We start from the raw sequence: 22,358 nt of genomic DNA on the forward strand, positions 1-22,358 counted from the left end.
TGCGAGAGGCTCGCATCGGTGCCCGCGTACGTCGGGCAGCTCGGCTTGGCGCTCGCCGACGCGCTCGCCGACGCGGCACCCGAAGCGATCGGGCTCGGCGAGGACGTGGGCACGGTGCCCGGATTGTGCGGCGGCGGAGGCAGCGGAATGCTGGCCGCGGCCGTCTTGTTCTTGCTCGGCTTCGGCGCGGGCTTGTTGTTCGAAGTGACCGCGCTGCGGGTCGGCGCCTTCGTCGCCGATGCGCTCGCGCTCGGCCGCGCACTGGCGCTCGCGGACGCGGACGCGGACGCGCTCGCCGACGCGGTCGCCGCGGTCGGGCTGATGCTGTCCTCCGCCGCCAGAGGGCTACCGACGGGCGCCGGGCCGGACGACGCCGAACTGGGCGCCGAGGTGGGGCTGACCGCCACGAACACGCCCACCCCGACCGCGACCACGGTGATCGCGGCTATCCCGCTCTTGGCTCGCGGACCCAGATTTTTGATGCTCATCGGATACCCCCCGAAATAGGATTTGTCGTCAGCCGGACCGGACCTGCGCTGGACACAGAGGTGGCGTCCCGGCCGGCCAGGCCGAACATGATGCTGTACAGGTCATGAATTCTACGAGGTGTGCAGCCGGTCGGTGCACCCGGAAGCACGGTGGCTGGAGTACAGCGGTCACCACTTGGCAGGAAGCAGTCGAGCAGATGGCCGCACTGGCCGCTGACGTCCACGCCTTCCTGCACGAAGCCCCGATTTCCAGTGGCTGAGCCTTCGCCTGAGACGCCGCGAGAACGGGCGATGCCGACCGGCGGGCGACCCCATCCCGTCGGGTGCCACTTGGCTGCGTCTGCGATCCTTGCCGTATGCCGGCTGACCTTCCTGATGGATGGACGCTTGACCGCATCCGCACTTTCAGGGGACAGCGCTGCAACGCTGCTCTCGCCGGAGCGGCTCGTTGTCCTCGAGCTGCCCTCGCGTCGCGACTACGAGACGCTTCCAGCCGAGGTCATCATCGGCTCCGATGGATCAGTGATCTGCTGGGCGTCGTACGGCGCCGGCCTCGACGACGCCATCCGCAACCTGTAGTCGGCTCATCGCGCCTACCCCGTCACTTCTGAAACGCGCCCCCGTCTCGGTCCACGCCCTTGCGCTTCTTGGCCTGTCGAGCCGCCCGGTAAGTCATGGCCCGCAATACCGGAGCGGCAGGGATGAAGAGAACAAGTATGCATAGCTTTATGTACCATTTGCGGGATAGCTCCATTGTCCCTGATACGGGGAGCGACGCCATGGCAGCCAGAAGCCAGATGGCCAGCAAGACCTCCAGCACGGGGTGGCGCGGCTGATGAACGCTGAGTGTGACGAGAACAATGACGCCGGCCCAAGGGATGAGCGCGGCAGCCACGAGCAGGGCCCACACTCCCAGGATGGCGAGCTGAATGCTGCGAGTGTGCTTTCGCGTGAAGCCCATATCCGCATGCTGATGCTGCCCGGACCGCGGGTCATGAGCGCCGGCGCTTATTTCGTCGTGAGTACGGACGCTCTCGTCGTTTCCGGGCTACGTCACCTGGTTTCGCACGATCACGCAGCTGTCGGCGCGTGTCAGACCCCTCACTTTCGGCGGCACGCGGGCCAGCGCCACGAGTACGGCCCGATCCGGCCGGAGCCGCTCCGGGTCCGCGTTTCTCGGTGCGGCCGCCTACGTGGCTATGCGTCAGCCGGTAGTGTCCAGGCGCGCTCCCCAGGTCGTCGTCACCGATTCGCCCGGCTCCAGCCGGAGTACGCTTTCGCCCTCGGCGAAGGCGTTCGGAGGGCAGGTCATCGGTTCGACGCCAAGGCCGCGGCGGCGACGGTCCGGGGAGTTCGTGTCCGCCGTGTAGATCTCAAGAACGGGATAAGTCGAGTCCACCCACAACGACGCCGTCGCTCCGTCGCTGCCACGCAGTCGCACCCATGCTCGCCCGTCCTCGTCGCGGCTGAGGTCCGTGAAGGCGTAGTCGACCTCGAGATCGCCGATCTGCCGGCCGTCGCGGAAGTGGTACGGGCTGCACTTCACCGGGACGCGGCCCGTCGGCAACTGCCGTTCGGGGTCGGTGTCGATACGGGTCGCCGCCTCGAACGTCAGCGTGCACGCGTCGATGGTGCCGTTGCCAGGCGAGAGGTAGGGATGCTGTCCGCATCCGTACGGCGCGGGCCGGTCGCCGGCATTGGTCGCCGTCGTGCGCACTGTGAGGCCGTCGTCAGCCAGCCGGTATTCGATCTGGACGTCCACGGTGAAGGGGTAGCCCTGCATGGGGTGGAGGGTGGTGGCCATGACGACGCGGTCCTCTTCGTGCAGCACGGCCTGCCAAGGGCGCCAGCGCAGCAGCCCGTGGATTGCGTTGTGCTTGTCCGGCTCGGTCAGCGCAAGCTGATAGTCGGACCCGTCGAAGCTGTAGCGGCCGTCACACAGCCGGTTGGGCCACGGGATGAGCGGCGCGCCGTGCGCCCCGTCGGCCATCTTGTCGACCGCGTAGGCCAGCGAAGGCTCCGCCGCATCCGCCGACAAGAACAGAAGGAAACTGCTGGTTCCCGACGCTCACCGAGATTGTCTGACCCGCGGTGCCTATCCGGCGTCGCCCTGCATGGGGAGCACGTCGCGGATCACGGCGGACGCCACCACTTTCGGTCCCTCCGTGACCAGCATCTCGGCCCCCGGATGCAGGAACGGCCGAGCCAGATCGCGCACCAGGAAGTCGACCTTGTACAGGCCTGCGTCTCCAGCGGATCCGGGAACCGCTTGCAGTAGAACGCTGAGCTTGTTCGCCGTAGCGGGCCAGCCCGGCTGCGTCTCGCGCTCGTCGCCCGGAGGGAAGACCGCGGTCGCCATGTACACCGGCGCGGTCGGCGGCCCGGAATGCCGCCCTCCCTGCTCCGCGGAAAGCCACGAGATCACCGCGTGCGCCACCGGCCTCTCGATCCTATCTCTCATCACCATAGCCTGATTCCATTTCCATCCATCGACTCATGATCTGGCCGAGCTGCTCGCCTTGGGTATAGAGGCCAGGTTTGATACCGTCCAATTGCTCGGCTCGAAATGCAAATGGTCCGCAAGCGGGCTGGGAATGTTCATCTCAATTGTGGCGCTTTGCCCGCCGTTCAGGACCTCACCCCCTTTTGTGGCAGCCACGAGTGTGGGCTCGGCCTCCGATGGGCCGACGCCGACAGGCCCCGTCTGCCGCCTCCGAGATGCGAGGTTCCGGACCTCCTGCGCAGAATTGCAGCATGCGCAGACCAGATCCGCTGCTGGAAGCGATCTCGAAGGACGCGTCCAGTGAGCATGCCCGGAACAGTCCGTACCGGGTCTCGGTGCTGATCGGGGGCGCCGTGCTGACCGGGCACGTGTTCAGTCCCGACGCGTTCATCGACGACGCGCTGCCTGAGGACGTCGCCGCGGAATACCGGCAGCAGTATCTCGAGGACGGCGCGGCGGAGTACCTGCATCTGCACACGGACGAGACCGGCCAGGGCGTGGCGCAGGCCAACATGGCGGATGTGCGGATCCCGCTCGACCGGGTCGACGCCTGGTGGATCGCCACCCCGATCGCCATGTGATGCACGCCACCCGTCGTGAGACCCGGGTCGTCCAACTCGCCTAGCAGCCGAGCGATGAGCGCACTCTCAGGGCTTCGAACCGTCCGACAGGTTGGCGGCCATCCAAGACCTCGCGACATTTGCCGACCATAGAATATGCGCCTATATTTCTAAGGCATATAATTGCTCGTTCACATGCGGGGTTCCCCCAGCGTCCCCGTCTACGTGGATGAGTGGCGCGGGGGGGGGGGGGGGGTCAGGAGCCAGTCCATACGGATTTATTCGCACTGAATATGAGGTTATCGTCCGAAATAGGACGCAAGGGCTCGCCGCGCTGATCGGCTCCAGCGGATTCGTCGTGATCATCGCGCTCATAGGCGTCGCCCATGCATTTCGAGGATCGCCGCTTGTGGATTCGTTCGGCGCCGGTCCGGTCAGCGCGGTTGTCTTCTATGGGGCATGGCTGGTGGGCCAACGGGCGAGCATCCGGCTGCGTCCCGAGGGGATCATCATCGAGAATATCGTTGTCCGCCATGTGATCCCCTGGCGGCAGGGCCGGCAGTTCTATGTTCACAACGGGTTGAGGCTGCGCCTGCTCGATGGGCGCACTTACGGGATCGCGGCGTTCCAGGGCTCACTCGTCTCGAAGCTGGCCGGGTATCCGGTTCACCATCAGATCGCCAAGCAGTTGACAGTGGAATGTGATCGCCTCGTGGTCGAGGATCTGCCCGAGTTTCCAGCCCCGCCGACGCGCCGGCATCTGCAGCTACCGGACTTGTGGGTGCTGTTCGCCGTGGCCGTCGCCGTGGACGGCTTGATCGGTCTCGCTGTCCTGAGTCGGTGAACCAGCTCCGGATCGCAGTGGTGCGCAGCTGGTCGGGCGAAACCGAGTGCGCTGCGCTGCGCGCCGGAGTCGACGCGGTTGCCGGTCGTCACCACGAACCGGACCGTGCGGGAATAACGGTGGGCTGATTCAGTGCTGCCCGGACCATGGTGACCCTCCGCAACATTCCGCTGTTCACCGCACTGGCCGACTCCAAGCGCGTCCTCGTCGCAGGCGCGGGCGGCGGATTCGACGTCTACGGCGCCCTGCCGTTGGCGCTCGCGCTTCGAGCGGCCGGAGTGGAGGCGTTCCTTGCGAATCAGTCCTTTTCGCCGCTCGGCCTCCTGCCTCTGGACGACTGGCTCATGCCGGACGTCGCCGTCGTCACCCCGGCGACCGGCGACGTCTCGGAGTACTTCCCGGAGCGGACGCTGGCGTGCTGGCTGGAGCGCAACGGTCAGCCCTCGACGGTCTACGCGTTCGCGCAGACTGGCGTGCAGCCGCTCCGAGAGGCCTACACCGCACTGGTCGACGCCCTCGGCCTAGACGCGATCGTCCTGGTCGACGGCGGAACCGACATCCTGATGCGCGGGGACGAGGACGGTCTGGGCACCCCCGCTGAAGACATGGCAAGCCTCGCGGCCGTTGCCGGGTTGAGGAACGTCCCCGTGAAGCTGGTCGTCAGCATCGGCTTCGGGATCGACGCGTACCACGGCGTCAACCACGTCCAGGTCCTGGAGAATCTCGCCGATCTGGAGGCGGACGGCGCTTACCTCGGCGCTTTCTCCCTTCCACGGGCGTCGCAGGAGGGTCAGCTGTATCTGGATGCTGTCGCGGACGCGCAACGGGCGACGCCGATCCGGCCGTCGATCGTGCACGGACAGATCGCGGCGGCGATGACCGGTGTCTGCGGCGACGCGCACTTCACCGAGCGGACTCGAGGCAGCAAGCTGTTCGTGAACCCCCTCATGGCCATGTACTTCGCGGTGACGGTGGAGGGACTCGTCGGACGGCACCGGTACCTGGACCGTCTGGAGCAGACGGTCACGTTTCGCCAGGTGTTGCTCGTGATCGAAAAGTTCCGCCTCGACGTCGACCGGCGGATTCCGCGGATGTTCCCGCACTGAGCGCGATAGAGCCCGGCTGTCCGAGCAGCCGGGCCGCCCTGGTGCTCAGTCGACATCCACGAATCGTTCGATTCCCGACAGGATCACGAGGGAGTCCCGCGGGAGAGGTCGAAACCGGAGTGCTCGTCCCACGCCACCACCGACCACAACCGCTCCAGTGCCGACCAGATTCGCTCGACCAGTGCCCAGTCCGGATCCCCGCTGCCGAGCGAGATCATCGCGTACAGGTCGCCGCCCCAGATCCCGTGCTCGGCATCCGGATCGGCAAAGATCACCGTCTCGGCATTGTGGGCGACGCCGGTGTGCACCTCCAAGGAAAGCCAGTCCGCCGCAGCCGCCCGCTCGTGCGTCATCGTCGCCAGGCGGTACGCCGCGATCTCATCCACCGGCGTGACCGGGCTTCGCACCTCGCCCAGGACCGGAGCGCCGTCGGCGAGCAACTCGTCGAGAAGCAGGCCGATCACCTCATGCGCCGACTGGCCGCCGCATCGGCCGAAAAACGAGAGCCGATACACCATCGGATCTCAGGTCGCCCGACTCTACGCCCCGTACACCACCGCCACCGGCGCGTGGTCGGACCAGCGGGAGGGGTGGTCGACGGCGCGCTCGACGACGGCGGTCTTGGCGAGCTTGGCGAGGCCGGGGGTGGCGATCTGGTAGTCGATGCGCCAGCCCGCGTCGTTGTCGAAGGCGCGGCCGCGGTAGGACCACCAGGAGTAGGGGCCCACGGCGTCGGGGTGCAGGGCGCGCATGACGTCGACGTAGCCGGCCTCGCCGAAGACGCGGTCGAGCCAGGCGCGCTCGGACGGGAGGAAGCCGGCCACCTTCTGGTTGGTCTTCCAGTTCTTCAGGTCGGCCTCGCGGTGGGCGATGTTCCAGTCGCCGCAGACGACCAGTTCGCGGCCCTCGGCCTCGAGGCGCGCGCGGGTCTGCTTGAGGTAGGCGAGGAACTCCTCCATGAAGCGTTCCTTCTCCTCCTGCCGCGGCGTGCTCACCTCGCCCGAGGGCAGGTAGAGGCTGGCCACGGTGATGCCGGGCAGGCCGTCGGCGGCGGGGAGGTCGATCTCGACGTAGCGGCCGGAGGCGTCGAACTCGGCCGAGCCGAACCCTATCTGCGTCCGGGTCGGCGCGACGCGGGTGTAGAGGGCGACGCCGGCGCGGCCCTTCGCGGCGGCGGGGGCGAACAGCGGGGCCTGCCAGCCGGCCGGCGCGCGCAGGGCGGCGGGGACCTGGTCGGCCTCGGCGCGGACCTCCTGCAGGCACACGACTTGGGCGTCGGTGGCGGCGAGCCAGGCGTCGAAGCCCTTGGTCGAGGCCGCGCGCAGCCCGTTGACGTTGACGGTGGTGATTTTGATCATGGTGCTCCTGCCGATGTCGCCCTCGCCCGGGCCGTCCCCGCGCCGGGCATCCACCATTGTGCACGCCGCCACCGACAGACCGGGCCGGAACGCCGCCGTCGGCCGAGGCCGCGCACGTCGGGGCCGGTGTGTCGGGCCGCGGATCCGTGTGGCGGGGGCGGGCGCGGGCATGAAAGCATGCGTACCCGTATTCCTGTTTCGAACGACCGCCGCGGCCGAGGCTCCGGTGGGCCCTGACGAGGGGGAGCTCCAGCATGACCGTGCCACCCGGCCCGGACCAGCCACAGCGCGGTTACGGGTCCCGACCAGGGCAGCCGCAGGACTCGGCCGGCGGGACGCCGGTGCCCGGGGACCAGGGTCAGGGGCTGATACCGGATCCGGCGACGGGACACGGCTCCGCACCTCAGCTGCCGGCTCCGTACGCACCGCCGGCGCCGGGCCAGTTCCCGCAGCCTCCCCAGCCGCAGTTCCCCCCGCAATACCCGCAGCAGCACGCGCCGGGCGCGCCGCAGTTCCCCGGCCAGCCCCAGCCCCTGCCGCCGCAGTACCAGCCGGGCCCCGTGCCGCAGTACCAGGGATACCCTCCGCAGCCTCAGTTCCAGCCGCAGCCCCAGCCCGGAGTCCCGCCCTACGGCGCCTCCTCCTTCCCCCCGCCGCAGGCCTCCTACGCCGGCTGGCCGCAGATCCAGCCGACGCCGGCGGCGCACTTCAACCCGGCCATGCTGCTGCCGATCCAGCACTGGCTGCGCGACCGCTCGCTGCGCAACTGGATCACGATCCTCTTCGTCGCGCTCGTGGTCGTGCCGTCCATCGCGCTGGTCTACGTGGGCCAGGACGTCGACAAGATCTCGAAGTCGACCTGGGCCTTCGCCATCTACTTCGCCTGCGCCTGGCTGCTGGTGCTGTGGATCTCGATCCGGCCGCCGATGATCAGGCCTCTGATGTTGCTGGAGGTCGGCGTCATCGGCCTGCTCTTCGAGGCGCCGCTGGCGATCTGGCTGGAGAAGAAGCTCGAGACGCCGAACCAGAACCTGTTCAACTACATCTTCACGGTCGGCCTGCCGGAGGAGTTCGTCAAGATCCTTCCGGTCGTGGTGCTCGGCTTCCTGCTCAAGCAGGTGTGGGGGCCGCTGACGCCGAAGGACTACCTGTTCCTGGGCGCGGTGAGCGGTCTCGCGTTCGGTGCCGCCGAGGCGGTGCAGTACATCAACGTCTACATCCCGTCGCAGGCGGCGACGATCGCCGAGTCGGCGGCGCAGCAGAACGTCGACCCGGCCTCGCTCGGGCAGTTCATCGCGCAGACCTCGATCCAGAGCGGGTCCTGGCGGTTCGTGACCGACCCGATGAGCCACGCGGTGTGGGCCGGCATCACCGGCTACTTCGTCGGTCTGGCCTTCCAGCACCGCCGCTACTTCTGGCTCGCCCTCGTCGGCCTGGGGCTCACCTCGGTGCTGCACGGCATCAACGACGACGTGGCCGGCCACTGGTTCTGGATAGTCGAGATCATCGTCAGCGTGTTGCTGTTCATGGCGTACGTGCAGGCCGGCGGCGTGATCGAGCAACAGCTGACCGAAGCCGACGAGGCGCACGCCCGGGCGCACCCGCATCCGGTCTACCCGATGCCGGTGCCCGGCGGCATGCCGGCGCCGGGGTGGGCCGCCGCGCCGGCTCCGCCGGCCGCACCGGGCTGGGCGCCGGCCGGCTACGGCACCGGCTCGATGCCCGTCGCCCCTTCGTGGAACCCGGCCGCCGGCTGGGGGCAGAGCGGATTCACTCCGCTCCGCGGCTATCGCGCGCCGAACACCTCGGGCCAACCCGCACCGCCGCCGCCTCAGCTCTGATCCGCTCCCGCCGTTCGCCGTCGCGGGAACCGCGGTCCGTCCTCGCACGTCCGTTCATGAAGAGAACCTGAACGAGGACGGTCCGCGGTACCCGCGGGGCCGACGGACGAGCACGGGAGATCCGGCTGCATGGCGCGTGGACCCGAGGTCTCGGATCATCCGAAAGCCACGGCGGTCCGTCCGCCGGGAGAGCGGGCCAACCGCCGCAAGGGCAAGAAGCCGCGCAAGGTGCTGAGCCGGGGCAGGCAGGCGCGCCGGCGCTACCTGTGGCGGCCGCTGACGGCCGTGTTCGTGCTGGTCTTCGGGTACGCCGGGGTCACCATCGAGCCGTATCTCACTTATGCGGGTTCCGATACGGTCGCCGCGCGGGTGGCCGAGTGGGGCCGCGATCATCACATGAGCGGCCTCGTCACGTGGCTGGAGAACGAGACGTACTCCGCCCCGCCGACGGGCGGAACGCTGAGTTCGCAGCAGGTCCACACGCTGCAGGGGGCCACGGTCGCGCCGAGCGCGGCCGCGGAGAACGAGCTGCCTGCGAACATCGCGCCGCTCGCGGCCGGATCGGTGCCGGGCGAAGGCGTCTGGCACCCGGCCGTCTACGCGAAGAACGGCGTGCCGGTCGTGGAGTGGGCCGGCCTGCGCCCGGACGCCCAGCACACTTCTAAACTCGCCTACGTCGCGTGGTTGAACGTCAAGGCGCTCAGTTTCCAGCTGCATCCGGGTTCGCAGCAGCCCGGCGGCACCTTCGCCACCCCGGACGAGGTGCCGCCCGGCCGGCGCGCAGGCCTCGTGGCGACCTGGAACGGTGGCTTCAAGGTCAACCCGAACGACTCGCTCAGCGGCTATTACGAAGACGGCCGCACCGTGCGGGCGCTGGTCGACGGCAAGGCCGCGGAGGTGTTCTACCGCGACGGGTCGATCAAGATCGGCGATTGGGGACGCGATCTGACGATGACGCCGCAGGTCGTCGGGGTGCGCCAGAATCTGAGTCTGCTCGTGAACAACGGACAGGTGACGGCCGCGGTGAACTCCGGATCCGGGGCGCAGTGGGGCGTGACGGTCAACAACTTGTTCTTCGTGCCGCGTTCAGGCGTCGGTGTCACAGCCAAGGGCGACGTCATCTACGTCGGCGGGCCGGACCTGTCCGTAGCCTCGCTGGCGAGGCTGCTCAAGCAGGCCGGCGCCGTCGACGCGATGGAACTCGACATCAACGCCGACTGGACCTCGTTCATGTATTACACGGTGCCGGGCGCTGGGGATGCCGCCGATCCGACGCCGACCAAGCTATGGAATTTCTCCCAGCCCGCCGACCGCTACTACCAGCCGAGTAGTCGAGATTTCGTAGCCGTCTACCTCAGATGAGGCACCTTAGGTGAACCACCTCAGGTATGCCGACGTGCAGGAGCCGCCACCGCGAACGGTTAGGCTGGAAGCATGCTCGTGGACCGCTTCGGACGTATCGCCACCGACCTGAGGGTCTCGGTGACGGACAAATGCGACCTGCGGTGCACGTACTGTATGCCGGCCGAAGGCCTGCCCTGGCTGCCCCGAGCCGACGTGCTCACCGATGACGAACTCGAGCGGCTCGTGGGCATCGCGGTGCGGCTGCTCGGCGTGCGCGAGGTGCGGCTGACCGGTGGCGAACCGCTCATCCGGCCGGGTCTGCCGGACCTGATCGGCCGCCTGGCCGCGCTGGAGCCACGGCCGCGGCTCTCGCTGACGACGAACGGCGTCGCCCTGGCCCGCCTCGCCGCGCCTCTCGCGGCCGCCGGGCTCGACCGGGTCAACGTCAGCCTGGACACGCTCGACCCCGAACTCTTCCGCACCTTGACCCGTCGGGACCGGCACGAGCGCGTGATCGCCGGCATCGACGCCGCGCTCGCCGCCGGCCTCGGACCGGTGAAGATCAATACGGTGCTCATGCGCGGCGTCAACGAGCGCGAGGCGCCGGATCTGCTCCGCTGGAGCCTGGAACGCGGCTGCGAGCTGCGCTTCATCGAGCAGATGCCGCTGGACGCGCAGCACAGCTGGGACCGGGCGGCCATGGTCACCGCCGAGGAGATACTCGAGAGCCTGGCAGCCGAATTCGTGCTCGAACCCGAGGGCGCCGAGGCCCGCGGCACGGCTCCGGCGGAGACCTGGCGGGTCGTCGGATACTCGGCGCCGGACGGGAGTCCGGCCCGCGTCGGGGTCATCGCCTCGGTCACCCGGCCTTTCTGCGGGGACTGCGACCGGGTGCGGCTGACCGCCGACGGCCAGGTGCGCACCTGCCTGTTCGCCCGGGACGAATCAGACCTGCGCGGAGCGTTGCGGGCCGGGGCCGGGGACGAGGAGATCGCCGAGCGCTGGCGCACGGCCATGCTGGGCAAGAAGGCGGCCGCCGGTATCGGCGAACCCGGATTCGTCCAGCCTGATCGCCCGATGTCCGCCATCGGCGGCTGAGGAACCGGCTCGGCCTGAGCCCACTGCCGGGAGCGCGCAAGCGTGGGATACCTGGACGGTGTGGGATACGTGGAAAGCCGCAGAGAAAAGGCGAGCGGCCGGCACACGGGGGGGATGCCGGCCGCTCACGGCGAACGCGGCTGTCGACGGCCGGGTTCGCAAGGCACCGCCCCGACGGGGGAACGGAGCGGGCGTAAGAAGTATGGCATACGGAGGCGCTTGGAGTGAACAGGGGTTCAAGGATCAGCGGGCTACGGCTCTTCGACCTCGGCGTTCGCGGGGACGCGGCCTTCCGCCTCCACCCACTCGGCCTGCACCCGCGTATCGCGTTCGCCGCCGGCTGAGTGCTCTTCGCCGGCGACCGGCTCGTCTTCCCCTGCGGCCGGCTCGTCTTTCCAGCCGAACGACGCGTCGTCCCCGTCGATCGGCTCGCCGTCCGCGTCGATCCGGTGCGTGCCGCCGAGCGACCGGTCCGGCCCCGGGAGCTCGCTCTGCCGGGGCGCGCCGACCATCATGTTCGTCGGGGCCTCGCTCAGATCCGGCCCGCCGTTGGCCCGCACCACCGCGAAGTACGGGATGATCGTGGCCACCAGCCCCAGCACGGTCCGCTCGAGCAGCGTCGGCCCGGGGACCAGCACCACCACCAACAGCAGCACCAGGCGCAGCAGCATCGTCCAGATGTACTGGCGCTGCCGCCTGCTGATGTCGCTCAAATGGCTGGAATCGGCGGTGGTGATCCCGTACGACTGCTCGGTCGGCTCATGCCGGGAGATCGGAAGCCTCACGTCATCCAGCGTAAGGCGGCGTCACCGGCCCCGGAAGCCCGGGGTGCGCTCGGCACGCCGGGAGATCCGTCCTCCCGCGCGCGATCATGTGCGGACCCAAGCGGCGTGGGCTTTCTTTGTACTGCTCCGCCACACGACCTCGGCGGCGGAGCCGGTACGGTAAGGCCTGCAGCCCGCCGCGCGGGCCGCCGAACCAGCCGTCACCGCGATCGAAAGGGCGCACCTTTGAGCAGGTCAGTTCTCGTCACCGGAGCGAACCGGGGCATCGGCTTGGCCATCGCCGCCGCCTTCGCCGAGAAGGGCGACAAGGTGGCGGTGACCTACCGCACCGGCGAACCGCCCGAGCTCAAGGCCAGCGGCGACGGGTCCGTGCTCCCGGTCCGGTGCGACATCACCTCCACCGAGGACGTCGAGCGCGCCTTCACCGAGATCGAGGCCGCGCACGGCCCGGTCGAGATCCTGGTGGCCAACGCCGGGATCACCCGGGACACCCTGGTGCTGCGGATGAGCGAGCAGGACTTCACCGACGTCCTCGACACCAACCTGACCGGCTCCTTCCGCGTGGCCAAGCGCGCGTCCAAGGGGATGCTGCGGCTCAAGCGCGGCCGGCTGATCTTCATCTCCTCCGTGGTGGGCCTCTCCGGCTCCCCGGGCCAGGTCAACTACGCCGCCTCCAAGGCCGGCCTGGTCGGCATGGCCCGCTCGCTCGCGCATGAGCTGGGCTCGCGCTCGATCACCGCGAACGTGGTGGCGCCCGGGTTCGTGCAGACGGCGATGACCTCGGAGCTCAGCGAGGACCGCAAGAAGCAGATCCTCGACGCCGTCCCGCTCGGCCGCTACGCGCAGCCCGAGGAGATCGCGGGCGTCGTCACGTTCCTGGCCTCGCCGGAGGCCGCGTACATCACTGGCGCCGTCGTCCCCGTGGACGGCGGACTCGGAATGGGGCACTGATATCAGCATGGGTATTCTCGACGGCAAGCGCATCCTGGTCACCGGGGTGTTGCTGGAGTCCTCGATCGCCTACCAGGTCGCGAGGCTGGCCCAGGAGGAGGGCGCGGACATCATCCTGACCGCGTTCCCCCGGCCGAGCCTGACCGAGCGGGTGGCCAGGAACCTGCCCAAGCCGGTGAAGGTGCTCGAGCTCGACGCGACGAACCGGGAGCACCTCGACGCGCTGGCCGAGAAGGTCCGGGCCGAGCTCGGCGGCCTCGACGGCGTCGTGCACTCGATCGGCTTCGCCCCGCCGGACGCCCTGGGCGGCGCCTTCCTGGACACGCCGTGGGAGTCGGTCTCGACGGCGATGAACGTCTCGGCGTTCTCGCTCAAGGCGCTGACCATGGCGTGCCTGCCGCTGATGGAGAACGGCGGTTCGGTGGTCGGCCTGACCTTCGACGCGACCGTCGCCTGGCCGCAGTACGACTGGATGGGCCCGGCGAAGGCGGCGCTGGAGGCCACCTCGCGGTACCTGGCCCGCTACCTCGGCGAGCAGAACGTGCGCTGCAACCTGGTCTCGGCCGGGCCGATCGGCTCGATGGCGGCCAAGTCCATCCCGGGCTTCGGGCTGCTCGCGGACACCTGGAACGACCGGGCCCCGCTGGCCTGGGACGTGAGCGACCCCGAGCCCGCCGCCCGCGGCGTGATCGCGCTGCTCTCGGACTGGTTCCCGAAGACCACCGGCGAGATCGTCCACGTCGACGGCGGCCTGCACGCGATCGGCGCCTGACGCCGGACCGTCGGGCCTGGGTACGTCGGGCTGCCACCTGACGCCGAGCCGACGGGCGCCGAGCACGTCAGGCCGCAGGCGGGCTCGGGCCGGCCGGTCGCCGCTGCCGCTGAGCAGCCGGATCCGCCGGACGCCGAGCCCTCCTGGCGCTGACGGGCCGTCAGGCACCCGAGGCTCCCGGGCCTCGCCGCTGCATGAAGCGGCGGCGAGGCCCGCGCCCTTTTCCCGGGAGGCCGCGTCCGGCCCGCTCGGCTCGGCCCACTCAGCCCGGCGGCGGCAGCTCCGGCGGCGACGCCGCGGGCCGCTGCTCGAGGGCGGCCAGGGCTATGCGTATCGCCTCGTCGAGTTGCGGGTCGCGGCCGGCGGCCCAGTCGTGCGGCGGGATCGGCACCTCCACGTCCGGGTCCACGCCGTAGTTCTCCACTCCCCAGCCCACGTCGTCGAACCAGAACGAGTACTTCGGCTGTGTCACCTCCGTGCCGTCCACCAGCCGGTACCGGCTGTCGATGCCGATCACCCCGCCCCAGGTCCGGGTGCCGACGACGGGGCCGAGCCCATAGCGCTTGAACGCGTGTGTGCCGATGTCGCCGTCCGAGCCGGCGATCTCGTTGGACAGCGCCACGATCGGGCCGCGCGGCGCCTGGATCGGGTAGCTGGCCGGCTCCGAGCGGCGGGCGAGGTTCCAGCCGATCACCTCGCGCCGCAGCTTCTCGATCACCAGCTCCGAGACATAGCCGCCGCCGTTCTCGCGCAGGTCGAAGATGAGGCCCTCACAGTGCAGCTCGACACCCATGTCGCGGTGGAACTCGGCCCAGCCGGTGTAGCTCATGTCGGGCACGTGCAGGTAGCCGAGCCGCCCGGCCGACCGCTCGTGTACGACGGCCCGTTGGGTGCGGATGACGTCGTGGTAGCGCAGCACGCTCTCCTTGCGCAGCGGCACCACCGCCACCCGCCGGTCCCGCCCGTCGCGACGCAGCGTCAGCTCCACCGGCTTGCCCGCCTTCCCGACCAGTAGCGGGTCGGGACCGTGCGCCGGGTGCAGCGGACGGCCGTCCACGGCGACGATCTCGTCGCCCGCCCGGGCCGCCACGCCCGGAGCCTCCAGCGGAGAAAGACCCGCCGCCACCGAGGTCTCGCTCGGGATGATCCGGGCTATCCGCCAGGCGCCGGAGGAATCGCGGACCAGGTCGGCGCCGAGCCGGCCCTGCGCCCGCTCGAGTGGTATCGGGCCCTGATTCGGGTCGCGGACATACGCGTGCGAGGAGCCGAGCTCGGCGCCGACCTCGAACATCACGTCGCGCAGATCGTCGGTGCTGCCGATCCGCTCGAGCAGCGGCCGGTACCGGTCGCGGACGGCCGGCCAGTCGACCCCGCCCATGTCGGCGCGCCAGAAGTTGTCGCGCATCAGCCGCCAGTTCTCGGCGTACATCTGCCGCCACTCGGCCGAGCGGTCCACGGTGATCCGGATCCGATCGAGGTCCACGCCGACGTCGTCCTGGTCGCCGGCGGAGGCGACCGGACGGATCGTGAGCGCGCCGTCCTTGCGGAAGGCCAGCCTTTCGCCGTTGCCCGAGACGGCGTAGTCGTCGACGGCGTCGACGATCGTGCTCTGCCTGCGCTTGACCAGATCGAAGCGCACCAGGCTCGCCTTCGGGTGCTCGTCGCCGCCGATCAAGGCCTCGCCGAGCTCACCGACCAGGGGAGAGGCGAGCCACAGTACCGATTTTTCGGCCGCGCACAGGCCGTGGTACCGGCCCGCCGGCACCGGGAACGGCACGATCCGCGCGGCCAGCCCTTCGAGGTCGAGGCGCACCCGCTCGACGGTCGGCTCGGCGCCCTCGGCGGAGTCTTCGTCGGCTTCGCCGCCCTCTTGCGGCTTCTCCGGCTGCTTGACCGGGCGCCCGTCGATCTCCGGGGCGAACGGTGACGGGGTGTCAGCAGCCAGCGTGACCAGGTACGGGCGGGTGCCGGCGGCGAAGGCGAGGTCGAACGGCTGCGTCTGCTCGATCGGATCGAAGGTGCGGTTCGACAGGAACGCGAGGTACTTGCCGTCGAGCGTGAAGGCGGGGGAGACGTCGTCGAACCGCGGCGGGGTGACGTCCACGATCGTGCGGTCGGAGAGCCGGCCGAGGCGGATGTGGCTGCCGGCGTAGTGCTGCCATTGCTGCGACCAGGCGAGCAGGGCGGAATCCGGCGAGAAGGTCAGCCCGCACGCCTCCTGGTTGAGCACACGGGTGAGCTCCTGGGCCGTGCCGGACTCGAGGTCGACGATCAGCAGCCTGCCGTCGTCGCAGGACAGCGCGAGCGTCTTCGCGTCCGGAGCCGCCGCCGACTCCAGCACCCGGCCGATCCGGCCGCTCAGGATCCGCCGCGGGGCCGAGCCGTCCGCCGGGATGAGGTCGAGCCCGTCCTCGCCGTCGGCGTCCGAGACGCACACCACGGTCGAGGTGCCGGGGAGGATCAGCGGCAGTCGAGCCCTGACTCCGGGCTCGGCCAGCAGCGCGCGGGCCGGTCCCGCCTCGGCGGGCAGCCAGTGCGCGGTGCCGCGCACCTCGGCGGCGATCACCCGGCCGCTGCGGCACAACGTGTAGTCGCTGAGGCCTTCGCGCCCGCTGACGGCGAACGGCGCCCTGCCGTTGCGCACGCCGCCGAGGCGGACGGTGAGCGGGACCGGCTCGGCGTCGAGGGATTCGAGCAGCCACAGCTCGCCCGCGACCTGGTAGACCACGCGCGCGCCGTCCGAAGAGGCCTGACGTGCGTAGAAGGGCCCGTGGTCGGTGTGCCGCCGCAGGTCGGTTCCGTCCGGGCGGGCCGAGTAGAGCGCGCAGACGCCTTCGTGATCGGACAGGAAGGCGACCCGGCCGGACACCCACATCGGGTTCACCAGGTGGCCGCCCACCTCGGCCAGGATCCGGTGGTACTCGCCGCCGTCCGGCGAGTACCAGATCTTGCCGCCGGTGCCGCCGCGGTATCTCTTCCACCGGGCCGGTTCCCGGTAGAACGAGGAGCCCACCAGCACCGCGCCCTCCGGCGAGGTCGAGACATCCGAGGCGGGGCCGTAGGGCAGCTCGCGGGCCGGGCCCTCCAGCGGCACCGCGAACGGCCAGGTCCGCAGGTCCTGCGGATGCCCGTGGAAGCCGGTGACCAGGACCTCGTCCCCGGACAGCCAGCCGCGCACGCCGGCGGTCTCCCAGGCGCGGTCGCCCCAGTACGTCAGCTGTCTGACGGGCCCGCCCTCCACCTCCACCGCGTAGGCCTCCCGGGCGCCGCCCTCCCGCGCCGCGCTCCAGGCGACGTGCGTGCCGTCCGGGCTCAGGCGCTGGCAGGCCACCGGCGTGCGGTCGGCGGTCAGCCGCCAGGCGCGGGCGCGGCCGGCCACGGCCTCGTCCACGGCGGCGAGCCAGAGATCGTCCTCGGCCACGAAGCTCAGCAGTCCGCGGGCCAGGTGTGGTTGGCGAAGATAGTGAAGTCCAGTCACATGTCGACTGTAAGCATCCGGTGAGACACCAGTCGAGACGATTTGCCCGCTAGATCAAGGATTCTGCTATCAGCAGAATCGCGGGGAGTCGTCGCCGTATCGTCGGCGGCGGCCGCTAGAGTCGGGGCATGCGAGTGGTGATCACGGGATCGAGCGGGCTGATCGGATCGGCCTTGACCGCGTCGCTGCTCGAGGACGGGCACGACGTGCTCCGCCTCGTGCGCGGCGGGCCGATCGAGCCCGGCCGGGCCCGGTGGGATCCCGCGCGCGGGCAGCTCGATCCGAGCCTGATCGACGGCGCCGACGCGGTGGTGGGCCTCGGCGGCGCGGGCGTGGGCGACCACCGCTGGACCCCCGCCTACAAGCAGAAGCTGCGCGAGAGCCGGGTGGCCGGCACCGCTCTGCTCGCGGGCACCATCGCCGCGGTCTTCCACCCGCCGAAGGTGTTCGTCTCCGCCTCGGCCGTCGGCTACTACGGCGACGTGGACGGCCGCGAGGTGGACGAATCCGCCCCGCCCGGCCGCGATTTCCTGGCCGGGCTCACCGTGCAGTGGGAGGCCGCCGCCGACGCCGCGGCCGCGCGCACCCGCGTCGTGCATCCGCGCTTCGGCATCGTCCTCGCCTCCTCCGGCGGCGCCTTCGGCCGGATGCTCCCGCTGGCCCGGCTCGGCCTCGGCGGCCCGCTCGGCGACGGCAGCCAGTACTGGAGCGTCATCTCGCTGACCGACACCGTGCGTGCGCTGCGCTTCGCGCTCGAGCACGACGGCCTGGCCGGCCCGGTCAACCTCACCGGCCCGGAACCGGTCACCAACAAGGACTTCGCCCGGGAGCTCGGCCGCGCCCTGCACCGGCCGGCCGTGCTGCCGGCCCCGGCGTTCGCGCTGCGCCTCGCCCTCGGCGGCTTCGCCGACAGTGTCCTGATGAGCCAGCGGGTGCTGCCGAAGGCCCTGACGGCGGCCGGTTTCACCTTCGCGCATCCGACCGCGGCGGACGCCGTGCGCGCGGTCACCGACCCGGACCCGAAACCGATAGGCTCGCCTCCGGCCGCCGCTCCGCGGTGACCGGCACCCCGCCCGACCAGCAGTGAGACTGCCCACGACCCCTTAAGACGCGGAAGAACGAGGAAAGATGTCGGCACCGGACAAAGCGGCCCTGCAGACGGCCACGGCCATCAACCTGCGCATCGCCGAGGAGCTCCAGGCCGCGCCGGGACAGGTGCGCGCCGCGGTGGAGCTGCTCGACGGCGGCGCGACCGTGCCGTTCGTCGCGCGCTACCGCAAGGAGGTCACCGGCGGCCTCGACGACACCCAGCTGCGCACCCTCGAGGAGCGGCTGAGGTACCTGCGCGAGCTCGAGGAGCGCCGGGCCGCGGTGCTCGAGTCCATCGAGAGCCAGGGCAAGCTCGACGACGCGCTGCGGACGCAGATCCTCGCGGCCGACTCCAAGGCCCGGCTCGAGGACATCTACCTGCCGTTCAAGCCGAAGCGGCGCACCAAGGCGCAGATCGCCCGCGAGGCCGGGCTCGAGCCGCTGGCCGACGCGCTGCTGGCGGACCCGAACCTGGACCCGCAGCAGGAGGCGGCCGGCTACGTCGACGCGGACAAGGGCGTGGCGGAGGTGGCCGCGGCGCTCGACGGCGCCCGCTCGATCCTGGTCGAGCGCTTCGGCGAGGACGCAGACCTCGTCGGCGAGCTGCGCGAGCGGATGTGGGACCGCGGCCGGCTGGTCTCCCGGGTGCGCGAGGGCCGGGAGGAGGCCGGCGCGAAGTTCGCCGACTACTTCGCCTTCGCCGAGCCGCTCACCCGCATCCCCTCGCACCGCGCGCTCGCGATGTTCCGCGGCGAGAAGGAGGAGGTGCTCGACCTCGTCTTCGATCCCGAGCCCGAGGACGCCGAGCCCGGCGCCGCCCCGGTGCGCACCGGCTACGAGGTGCGCATCGCCCAGCGCTTCGCGGTCGAGGACCTCGGCCGGGCCGGCGACCGCTGGCTGCTCGACACCGTCCGCTGGGCCTGGCGCACCAGGATCCTGATCCGGCTGGGCGTGGACCTGCGGATGCGGCTGTGGCAGAGCGCCGAGGACGAGGCGGTGCGGGTCTTCGCGGCGAACCTCAGGGACCTGCTGCTCGCCGCCCCGGCCGGCACCCGGGCCACCCTCGGCCTGGACCCGGGTCTGCGCACCGGCGTGAAGGTCGCGGTGGTGGACGCCACCGGCAAGGTCGTGGCCACCCACACCGTCTACCCGCACGTGCCGCACCGCCGCTGGGACGAGTCGGTCGCGATCCTGGCCAAGCTGGCCGCCGAGCACCGGGTGGACCTGGTGGCCATCGGCAACGGCACCGCCTCCCGGGAGACGGACAAGCTGGCCGCGGAGCTGATCGCCAAGCACCCGGAACTCAAGCTGACCAAGGTGATCGTGTCCGAGGCGGGCGCGTCGGTCTACTCGGCCTCCGCGTACGCGGCGGCGGAGCTGCCGGAGCTCGACGTCTCGCTGCGTGGCGCGGTCTCCATCGCCCGCCGGCTGCAGGATCCGCTGGCCGAGCTGGTGAAGATCGATCCGAAGTCGATCGGCGTCGGCCAGTACCAGCACGACCTGGCCGAGGCGAAGCTCTCCCGCTCGCTCGACGCGGTCGTCGAGGACTGCGTCAACGGCGTCGGGGTGGACCTGAACACCGCGAGCGTCCCGCTGCTGACCCGGGTCTCCGGCATCGGCGAGTCGCTGGCGAAGGCGATCGTCACGCACCGGGACGGCAACGGCCCGTTCCGCTCCCGCGAGGCGCTCAAGCAGGTGCCGCGGCTGGGCCCGAAGGCCTTCGAGCAGTGCGCGGGCTTCCTGCGCATCCCCGACGGGGAAGATCCGCTGGACCGCTCCTCGGTGCACCCCGAGGCGTACCCGGTGGTGCGCCGGATCGCGGGCGAGGCCGGCGGCGACGTCAGGGAGCTGATCGGCAACACCAAGACGCTGCGCACGATCAAGCCCGAGCGCTTCGTGGACGAGAAGTTCGGCCTGCCCACGGTGACCGACATCCTGCGCGAGCTGGAGAAGCCGGGCCGCGACCCGCGTCCGGCGTTCAAGACGGCGACGTTCAAGGAGGACGTGCACGAGCTGACCGACCTGCGCCCGGGCATGCTGCTCGAGGGCGTGGTGACGAACGTGGCCGCGTTCGGGGCCTTCGTCGACGTCGGCGTGCACCAGGACGGCCTCGTGCACGTCTCGGCGCTGTCGAAGAACTATGTCAGCGACCCGCGCGAGGTGGTCAAGTCCGGCGACGTGGTGCGGGTGAAGGTGCTGGACGTCGACGTGCCGCGCAAGCGCATCGCGCTCACCCTCCGCCTCGACGACGAGGTCCGCCCCGGCGGAGGCGGCGGCGGTGGCGGCCGCGACCGGCGCGAGGGCGGCAACGGCGGGAACGGGAACGGCGGAGGCCAGCGGCCGCCGCGCCAGCAGCGCGGCGCCGACCAGCGCCGTGGCGGGAACGGTGGCAACGGCGGTGGCGGGAACGGTGGCGGCGGCAACGGTGGCAACGGCGGCGGCTCGGGCGACACCGCCCTCGCCGACGCGCTGCGCCGGGCCGGGCTGGTGAAGTAGCGTCAGGCGGCCGCCGAGCCTGGATAACAGGCCCACTCTGCTGGGACCGGGGTGAGGGCTCGGCGGCCGACTGCCGGTACGGCCGGCGATGGCACGGGCTGTGGCGTTCCACCGTGGCGGATTCGGTGGGTGCGGCTGGGGCTTCAAGCCGGGGCGTTGGACCGGGGGTGGCGGCGTTCCACCGTGGCGGATTCGGTGGGTGCGGCTGGGGCTTCAAGCCGGGGCGTTGGACCGGGGTGGCGGCGTTCTACCGTGGCGGATTCGGCGTGTCCGGCTGGGTTTCAAACCGGGCGTTGAACCGGGGGCGGCGGCGGGCCGTGGTGGTGGGGGCTAGCGGACCCAACGCCCGCAGCATGTCCGGAACGGAGCACGCTGATGCGAAAGCCGACCTACCACCGTCTTCTTCTCGCGGCACCTGCCGCCTTGATCCTCGCCGCCGCGGCGGCCTGCAGCTCCTCGTCGAGCCCTGGCACGGCGCCGAGCGCCACCCCCGACTCCGTCTCCACCTCGGTCGCGGGCGCAGGCGCGACGACGGGCTCGAACTCCTCCGGCAGCGTGCTGATGGTGGCCAGCTCCTCCAGCCTCGGGCAGATCGTCACCAACGGGCAGGGCATGACCGTCTACCGCTACGACCTCGACACGGCGAACTCCGGCAAGAGCAGCTGCAGCGGATCCTGCGCCACCGCTTGGCCGCCGGTGACGGTCAGCGGGTCGGGCACGCCGACGGTGACGGGCGTCAGCCAGAGCCTGGTGGGAGAGATCACGCGCTCCGATGGCACCAAGCAGCTCACCCTCGACGGGTGGCCGCTCTACACCTACGCCGGTGACACCGGGGCTGGGGCCGTGAGCGGGCAGGGCGTGGGCGGGATCTGGTGGGCCGTCACTCCTTCCGGCGCGAAGGCCGCGGCGGGCTCGGGCGGCGGTTCGTCGCCCAGCGCCGCCGGTGCCGGTGCCGGCGGCGGCAACTACTGATCCTTTCTTTCGCCCTGGCCGACGGGCTCGACACGCCCGATGGCGGGTGACTTCGCCGTCTGACCTCCCTCCTGGTTGCGTAGCGTGACTGCAGACCGGGAGGAGGCAGACGTGCACCCGAAGAGCGGGTTCTCGATCACACCCGCCGATTTCTCTGCGGCGGCCAAGCGCTTCGCCATGGCGGCCGACGTGTTGGCGGCGCTGGCGGAGCGCGTGCTCATCGAGGCTCAGGACTACGGCTCTCACCGCGCTCACGCCGATCCGCACGATCAGCATGCGTACGCTGACGGCGCGGAGCGTGCGGCGGCTCTGGCCACCGAGTGCGTGCGGCGGCTTCGCGAGCTGGAGAGCAACGCCCACAACGTCGCCGACGCGTACCAGAGGACAGAGGACGCAGTGGCGGGGCGGCTCCGGTGACCACTGCCGAGCACTCGTTCACCACTGCGGATTCCTGGCGGTCGCTGGCGGAGGCGGCGCTGGACGCTGAGGCGCTGGCCGGGGGAGCGGTCGATGCGGTGCGGGCCAACAACTCCGGCGAGGCGGTCGACGGGTTGGTCCGGCGCTGGCGGGCGCTGGCCGACCCGCCCCAGGCCCTGCCTGAGCTGGTTGAGCTGTGCCGACGGTTGGCGGTGCTGTGCGAGCACGATGGTCGGCGGAGTGGCGTGGCGTAGGG

Annotated in this window: 23 protein-coding genes; 16 read left to right on the forward strand and 7 right to left on the reverse strand. The window is 70.7% G+C overall.

Annotated elements, in window-relative coordinates:
* The first annotated feature begins 18 nt into the window (after positions 1 to 18).
* The 3 genes from ACTRO_RS49285 to ACTRO_RS39435 all read left to right on the forward strand — a co-directional run bounded on the left by ACTRO_RS49285 (position 19) and on the right by ACTRO_RS39435 (position 1,067).
* Entirely contained in the window at positions 19 to 507 is a 489-nt protein-coding gene (locus ACTRO_RS49285) for a hypothetical protein (RefSeq protein WP_211244571.1), read from the forward strand.
* Positions 508 to 592: 85 nt separating this feature from the next.
* A complete protein-coding gene (locus ACTRO_RS51230) occupies positions 593 to 748 on the forward strand; it encodes a DUF6228 family protein (RefSeq protein ID WP_342673740.1) in 156 nt (51 codons plus the stop codon).
* A 127-nt stretch (positions 749 to 875) separates the two neighbouring features.
* Complete coding sequence (locus tag ACTRO_RS39435; RefSeq protein ID WP_051452099.1) at positions 876 to 1,067, forward strand: hypothetical protein; 192 nt, start codon at positions 876 to 878, stop codon at positions 1,065 to 1,067.
* Positions 1,068 to 1,089: 22 nt separating this feature from the next.
* Here ACTRO_RS39435 and ACTRO_RS39440 read toward each other — a convergent pair whose 3' ends face one another.
* The 3 genes from ACTRO_RS39440 to ACTRO_RS39450 form a co-directional block, all read right to left on the reverse strand.
* A complete protein-coding gene (locus tag ACTRO_RS39440) occupies positions 1,090 to 1,449 on the reverse strand; it encodes a hypothetical protein (RefSeq protein ID WP_034271521.1) in 360 nt (119 codons plus the stop codon).
* Between the two features lie 243 nt (positions 1,450 to 1,692).
* Positions 1,693 to 2,526, reverse strand: a complete 834-nt coding sequence (locus ACTRO_RS39445) for an aldose 1-epimerase family protein (protein ID WP_211244572.1) — start codon at positions 2,524 to 2,526, stop codon at positions 1,693 to 1,695.
* A gap of 57 nt (positions 2,527 to 2,583) precedes the next feature.
* Entirely contained in the window at positions 2,584 to 2,949 is a 366-nt protein-coding gene (locus tag ACTRO_RS39450; protein ID WP_034278850.1) for a hypothetical protein, read from the reverse strand.
* Between the two features lie 293 nt (positions 2,950 to 3,242).
* Between ACTRO_RS39450 and ACTRO_RS39455 the strand changes: the two genes are divergently transcribed.
* From ACTRO_RS39455 to ACTRO_RS39465, 3 genes are all read left to right on the forward strand, one after another.
* On the forward strand, positions 3,243 to 3,572 hold the full coding sequence (locus ACTRO_RS39455) for a hypothetical protein (RefSeq protein WP_034271523.1): 330 nt from the start codon (positions 3,243 to 3,245) through the stop codon (positions 3,570 to 3,572).
* 337 nt (positions 3,573 to 3,909) lie between these two features.
* Complete coding sequence (locus ACTRO_RS39460; RefSeq protein ID WP_157436697.1) at positions 3,910 to 4,395, forward strand: hypothetical protein; 486 nt, start codon at positions 3,910 to 3,912, stop codon at positions 4,393 to 4,395.
* A gap of 146 nt (positions 4,396 to 4,541) precedes the next feature.
* Positions 4,542 to 5,501 carry a DUF1152 domain-containing protein gene (locus tag ACTRO_RS39465; protein ID WP_034271526.1) on the forward strand — a complete coding sequence of 320 codons (960 nt, stop codon included), beginning with the start codon at positions 4,542 to 4,544 and terminating at the stop codon, positions 5,499 to 5,501.
* Positions 5,502 to 5,584: 83 nt separating this feature from the next.
* Here the strand turns inward: ACTRO_RS39465 and ACTRO_RS39470 are convergent, their stop codons facing one another.
* The gene (locus tag ACTRO_RS39470) at positions 5,585 to 5,965 is read right to left on the reverse strand and encodes a hypothetical protein (RefSeq protein WP_157436698.1); all 381 of its coding nucleotides are present in this window, start codon (positions 5,963 to 5,965) and stop codon (positions 5,585 to 5,587) included.
* Positions 5,966 to 6,040: 75 nt separating this feature from the next.
* The gene (locus ACTRO_RS39475; RefSeq protein ID WP_034278852.1) at positions 6,041 to 6,859 is read right to left on the reverse strand and encodes an exodeoxyribonuclease III; all 819 of its coding nucleotides are present in this window, start codon (positions 6,857 to 6,859) and stop codon (positions 6,041 to 6,043) included.
* Positions 6,860 to 7,113: 254 nt separating this feature from the next.
* On the opposite strand from ACTRO_RS39475, the gene ACTRO_RS39480 reads away from it, so the two are divergent.
* From ACTRO_RS39480 to moaA, 3 genes are all read left to right on the forward strand, one after another.
* Positions 7,114 to 8,700, forward strand: a complete 1,587-nt coding sequence (locus ACTRO_RS39480) for a PrsW family glutamic-type intramembrane protease (protein WP_157436699.1) — start codon at positions 7,114 to 7,116, stop codon at positions 8,698 to 8,700.
* 129 nt (positions 8,701 to 8,829) lie between these two features.
* On the forward strand, positions 8,830 to 10,062 hold the full coding sequence (locus ACTRO_RS39485) for a phosphodiester glycosidase family protein (RefSeq protein ID WP_034271533.1): 1,233 nt from the start codon (positions 8,830 to 8,832) through the stop codon (positions 10,060 to 10,062).
* A gap of 72 nt (positions 10,063 to 10,134) precedes the next feature.
* Entirely contained in the window at positions 10,135 to 11,142 is a 1,008-nt protein-coding gene (moaA, locus tag ACTRO_RS39490; RefSeq protein WP_034271535.1) for a GTP 3',8-cyclase MoaA, read from the forward strand.
* 251 nt (positions 11,143 to 11,393) lie between these two features.
* On the opposite strand, the gene ACTRO_RS44580 is transcribed toward moaA, so the two are convergent.
* Positions 11,394 to 11,927: a DUF3099 domain-containing protein gene (locus ACTRO_RS44580; RefSeq protein WP_051452101.1), complete on the reverse strand. Its 534-nt coding sequence runs from the start codon at positions 11,925 to 11,927 to the stop codon at positions 11,394 to 11,396.
* A 225-nt stretch (positions 11,928 to 12,152) separates the two neighbouring features.
* On the opposite strand from ACTRO_RS44580, the gene fabG reads away from it, so the two are divergent.
* Entirely contained in the window at positions 12,153 to 12,878 is a 726-nt protein-coding gene (gene fabG / locus ACTRO_RS39500) for a 3-oxoacyl-[acyl-carrier-protein] reductase (protein WP_034271537.1), read from the forward strand.
* A gap of 7 nt (positions 12,879 to 12,885) precedes the next feature.
* A complete protein-coding gene (gene fabI / locus ACTRO_RS39505; protein ID WP_034271539.1) occupies positions 12,886 to 13,650 on the forward strand; it encodes an enoyl-ACP reductase FabI in 765 nt (254 codons plus the stop codon).
* A 262-nt stretch (positions 13,651 to 13,912) separates the two neighbouring features.
* Here the strand turns inward: fabI and ACTRO_RS39510 are convergent, their stop codons facing one another.
* Positions 13,913 to 17,128: a S41 family peptidase gene (locus ACTRO_RS39510; protein WP_034271540.1), complete on the reverse strand. Its 3,216-nt coding sequence runs from the start codon at positions 17,126 to 17,128 to the stop codon at positions 13,913 to 13,915.
* 128 nt (positions 17,129 to 17,256) lie between these two features.
* Between ACTRO_RS39510 and ACTRO_RS39515 the strand changes: the two genes are divergently transcribed.
* The 5 genes from ACTRO_RS39515 (at position 17,257) to ACTRO_RS39535 (ending at position 22,356) form a co-directional block, all read left to right on the forward strand.
* Entirely contained in the window at positions 17,257 to 18,189 is a 933-nt protein-coding gene (locus ACTRO_RS39515) for a TIGR01777 family oxidoreductase (protein ID WP_051452102.1), read from the forward strand.
* A gap of 67 nt (positions 18,190 to 18,256) precedes the next feature.
* A complete protein-coding gene (locus ACTRO_RS39520) occupies positions 18,257 to 20,713 on the forward strand; it encodes a Tex family protein (RefSeq protein WP_034271542.1) in 2,457 nt (818 codons plus the stop codon).
* A 375-nt stretch (positions 20,714 to 21,088) separates the two neighbouring features.
* Positions 21,089 to 21,685 (forward strand): COG4315 family predicted lipoprotein, encoded by a 597-nt coding sequence (locus ACTRO_RS39525; RefSeq protein WP_051452103.1) that lies wholly within the window; start codon positions 21,089 to 21,091, stop codon positions 21,683 to 21,685.
* A gap of 111 nt (positions 21,686 to 21,796) precedes the next feature.
* Complete coding sequence (locus ACTRO_RS39530; protein WP_034271544.1) at positions 21,797 to 22,102, forward strand: hypothetical protein; 306 nt, start codon at positions 21,797 to 21,799, stop codon at positions 22,100 to 22,102.
* Positions 22,099 to 22,356 carry a hypothetical protein gene (locus ACTRO_RS39535; protein ID WP_034271546.1) on the forward strand — a complete coding sequence of 86 codons (258 nt, stop codon included), beginning with the start codon at positions 22,099 to 22,101 and terminating at the stop codon, positions 22,354 to 22,356. The genes ACTRO_RS39530 and ACTRO_RS39535 overlap by 4 nt, the downstream gene beginning before the upstream one ends.
* The last annotated feature ends 2 nt before the right edge of the window (positions 22,357 to 22,358 follow it).

Origin of the sequence: Actinospica robiniae DSM 44927, assembly GCF_000504285.1 — a bacterium.
In the GTDB taxonomy this organism is placed as follows: domain Bacteria; phylum Actinomycetota; class Actinomycetes; order Streptomycetales; family Catenulisporaceae; genus Actinospica; species Actinospica robiniae.

What these genes read in the sequence shown, in the direction of transcription:
- ACTRO_RS51230 (WP_342673740.1), top strand. Translation starts at nt 593, where the DNA reads ATGAATTCTACGAGGTGTGCAGCCGGTCGGTGCACCCGGAAGCACGGT.
- ACTRO_RS39440 (WP_034271521.1), bottom strand. Translation starts at nt 1,449, where the DNA reads ATGGGCTTCACGCGAAAGCACACTCGCAGCATTCAGCTCGCCATCCTG.
- ACTRO_RS39450 (WP_034278850.1), bottom strand. Translation starts at nt 2,949, where the DNA reads ATGAGAGATAGGATCGAGAGGCCGGTGGCGCACGCGGTGATCTCGTGG.
- ACTRO_RS39455 (WP_034271523.1), top strand. Translation starts at nt 3,243, where the DNA reads ATGCGCAGACCAGATCCGCTGCTGGAAGCGATCTCGAAGGACGCGTCC.
- ACTRO_RS39465 (WP_034271526.1), top strand. Translation starts at nt 4,542, where the DNA reads ATGGTGACCCTCCGCAACATTCCGCTGTTCACCGCACTGGCCGACTCC.
- ACTRO_RS39475 (WP_034278852.1), bottom strand. Translation starts at nt 6,859, where the DNA reads ATGATCAAAATCACCACCGTCAACGTCAACGGGCTGCGCGCGGCCTCG.
- ACTRO_RS39480 (WP_157436699.1), top strand. Translation starts at nt 7,114, where the DNA reads ATGACCGTGCCACCCGGCCCGGACCAGCCACAGCGCGGTTACGGGTCC.
- ACTRO_RS39485 (WP_034271533.1), top strand. Translation starts at nt 8,830, where the DNA reads ATGGCGCGTGGACCCGAGGTCTCGGATCATCCGAAAGCCACGGCGGTC.
- moaA (WP_034271535.1), top strand. Translation starts at nt 10,135, where the DNA reads ATGCTCGTGGACCGCTTCGGACGTATCGCCACCGACCTGAGGGTCTCG.
- fabI (WP_034271539.1), top strand. Translation starts at nt 12,886, where the DNA reads ATGGGTATTCTCGACGGCAAGCGCATCCTGGTCACCGGGGTGTTGCTG.
- ACTRO_RS39515 (WP_051452102.1), top strand. Translation starts at nt 17,257, where the DNA reads ATGCGAGTGGTGATCACGGGATCGAGCGGGCTGATCGGATCGGCCTTG.
- ACTRO_RS39520 (WP_034271542.1), top strand. Translation starts at nt 18,257, where the DNA reads ATGTCGGCACCGGACAAAGCGGCCCTGCAGACGGCCACGGCCATCAAC.
- ACTRO_RS39525 (WP_051452103.1), top strand. Translation starts at nt 21,089, where the DNA reads ATGCGAAAGCCGACCTACCACCGTCTTCTTCTCGCGGCACCTGCCGCC.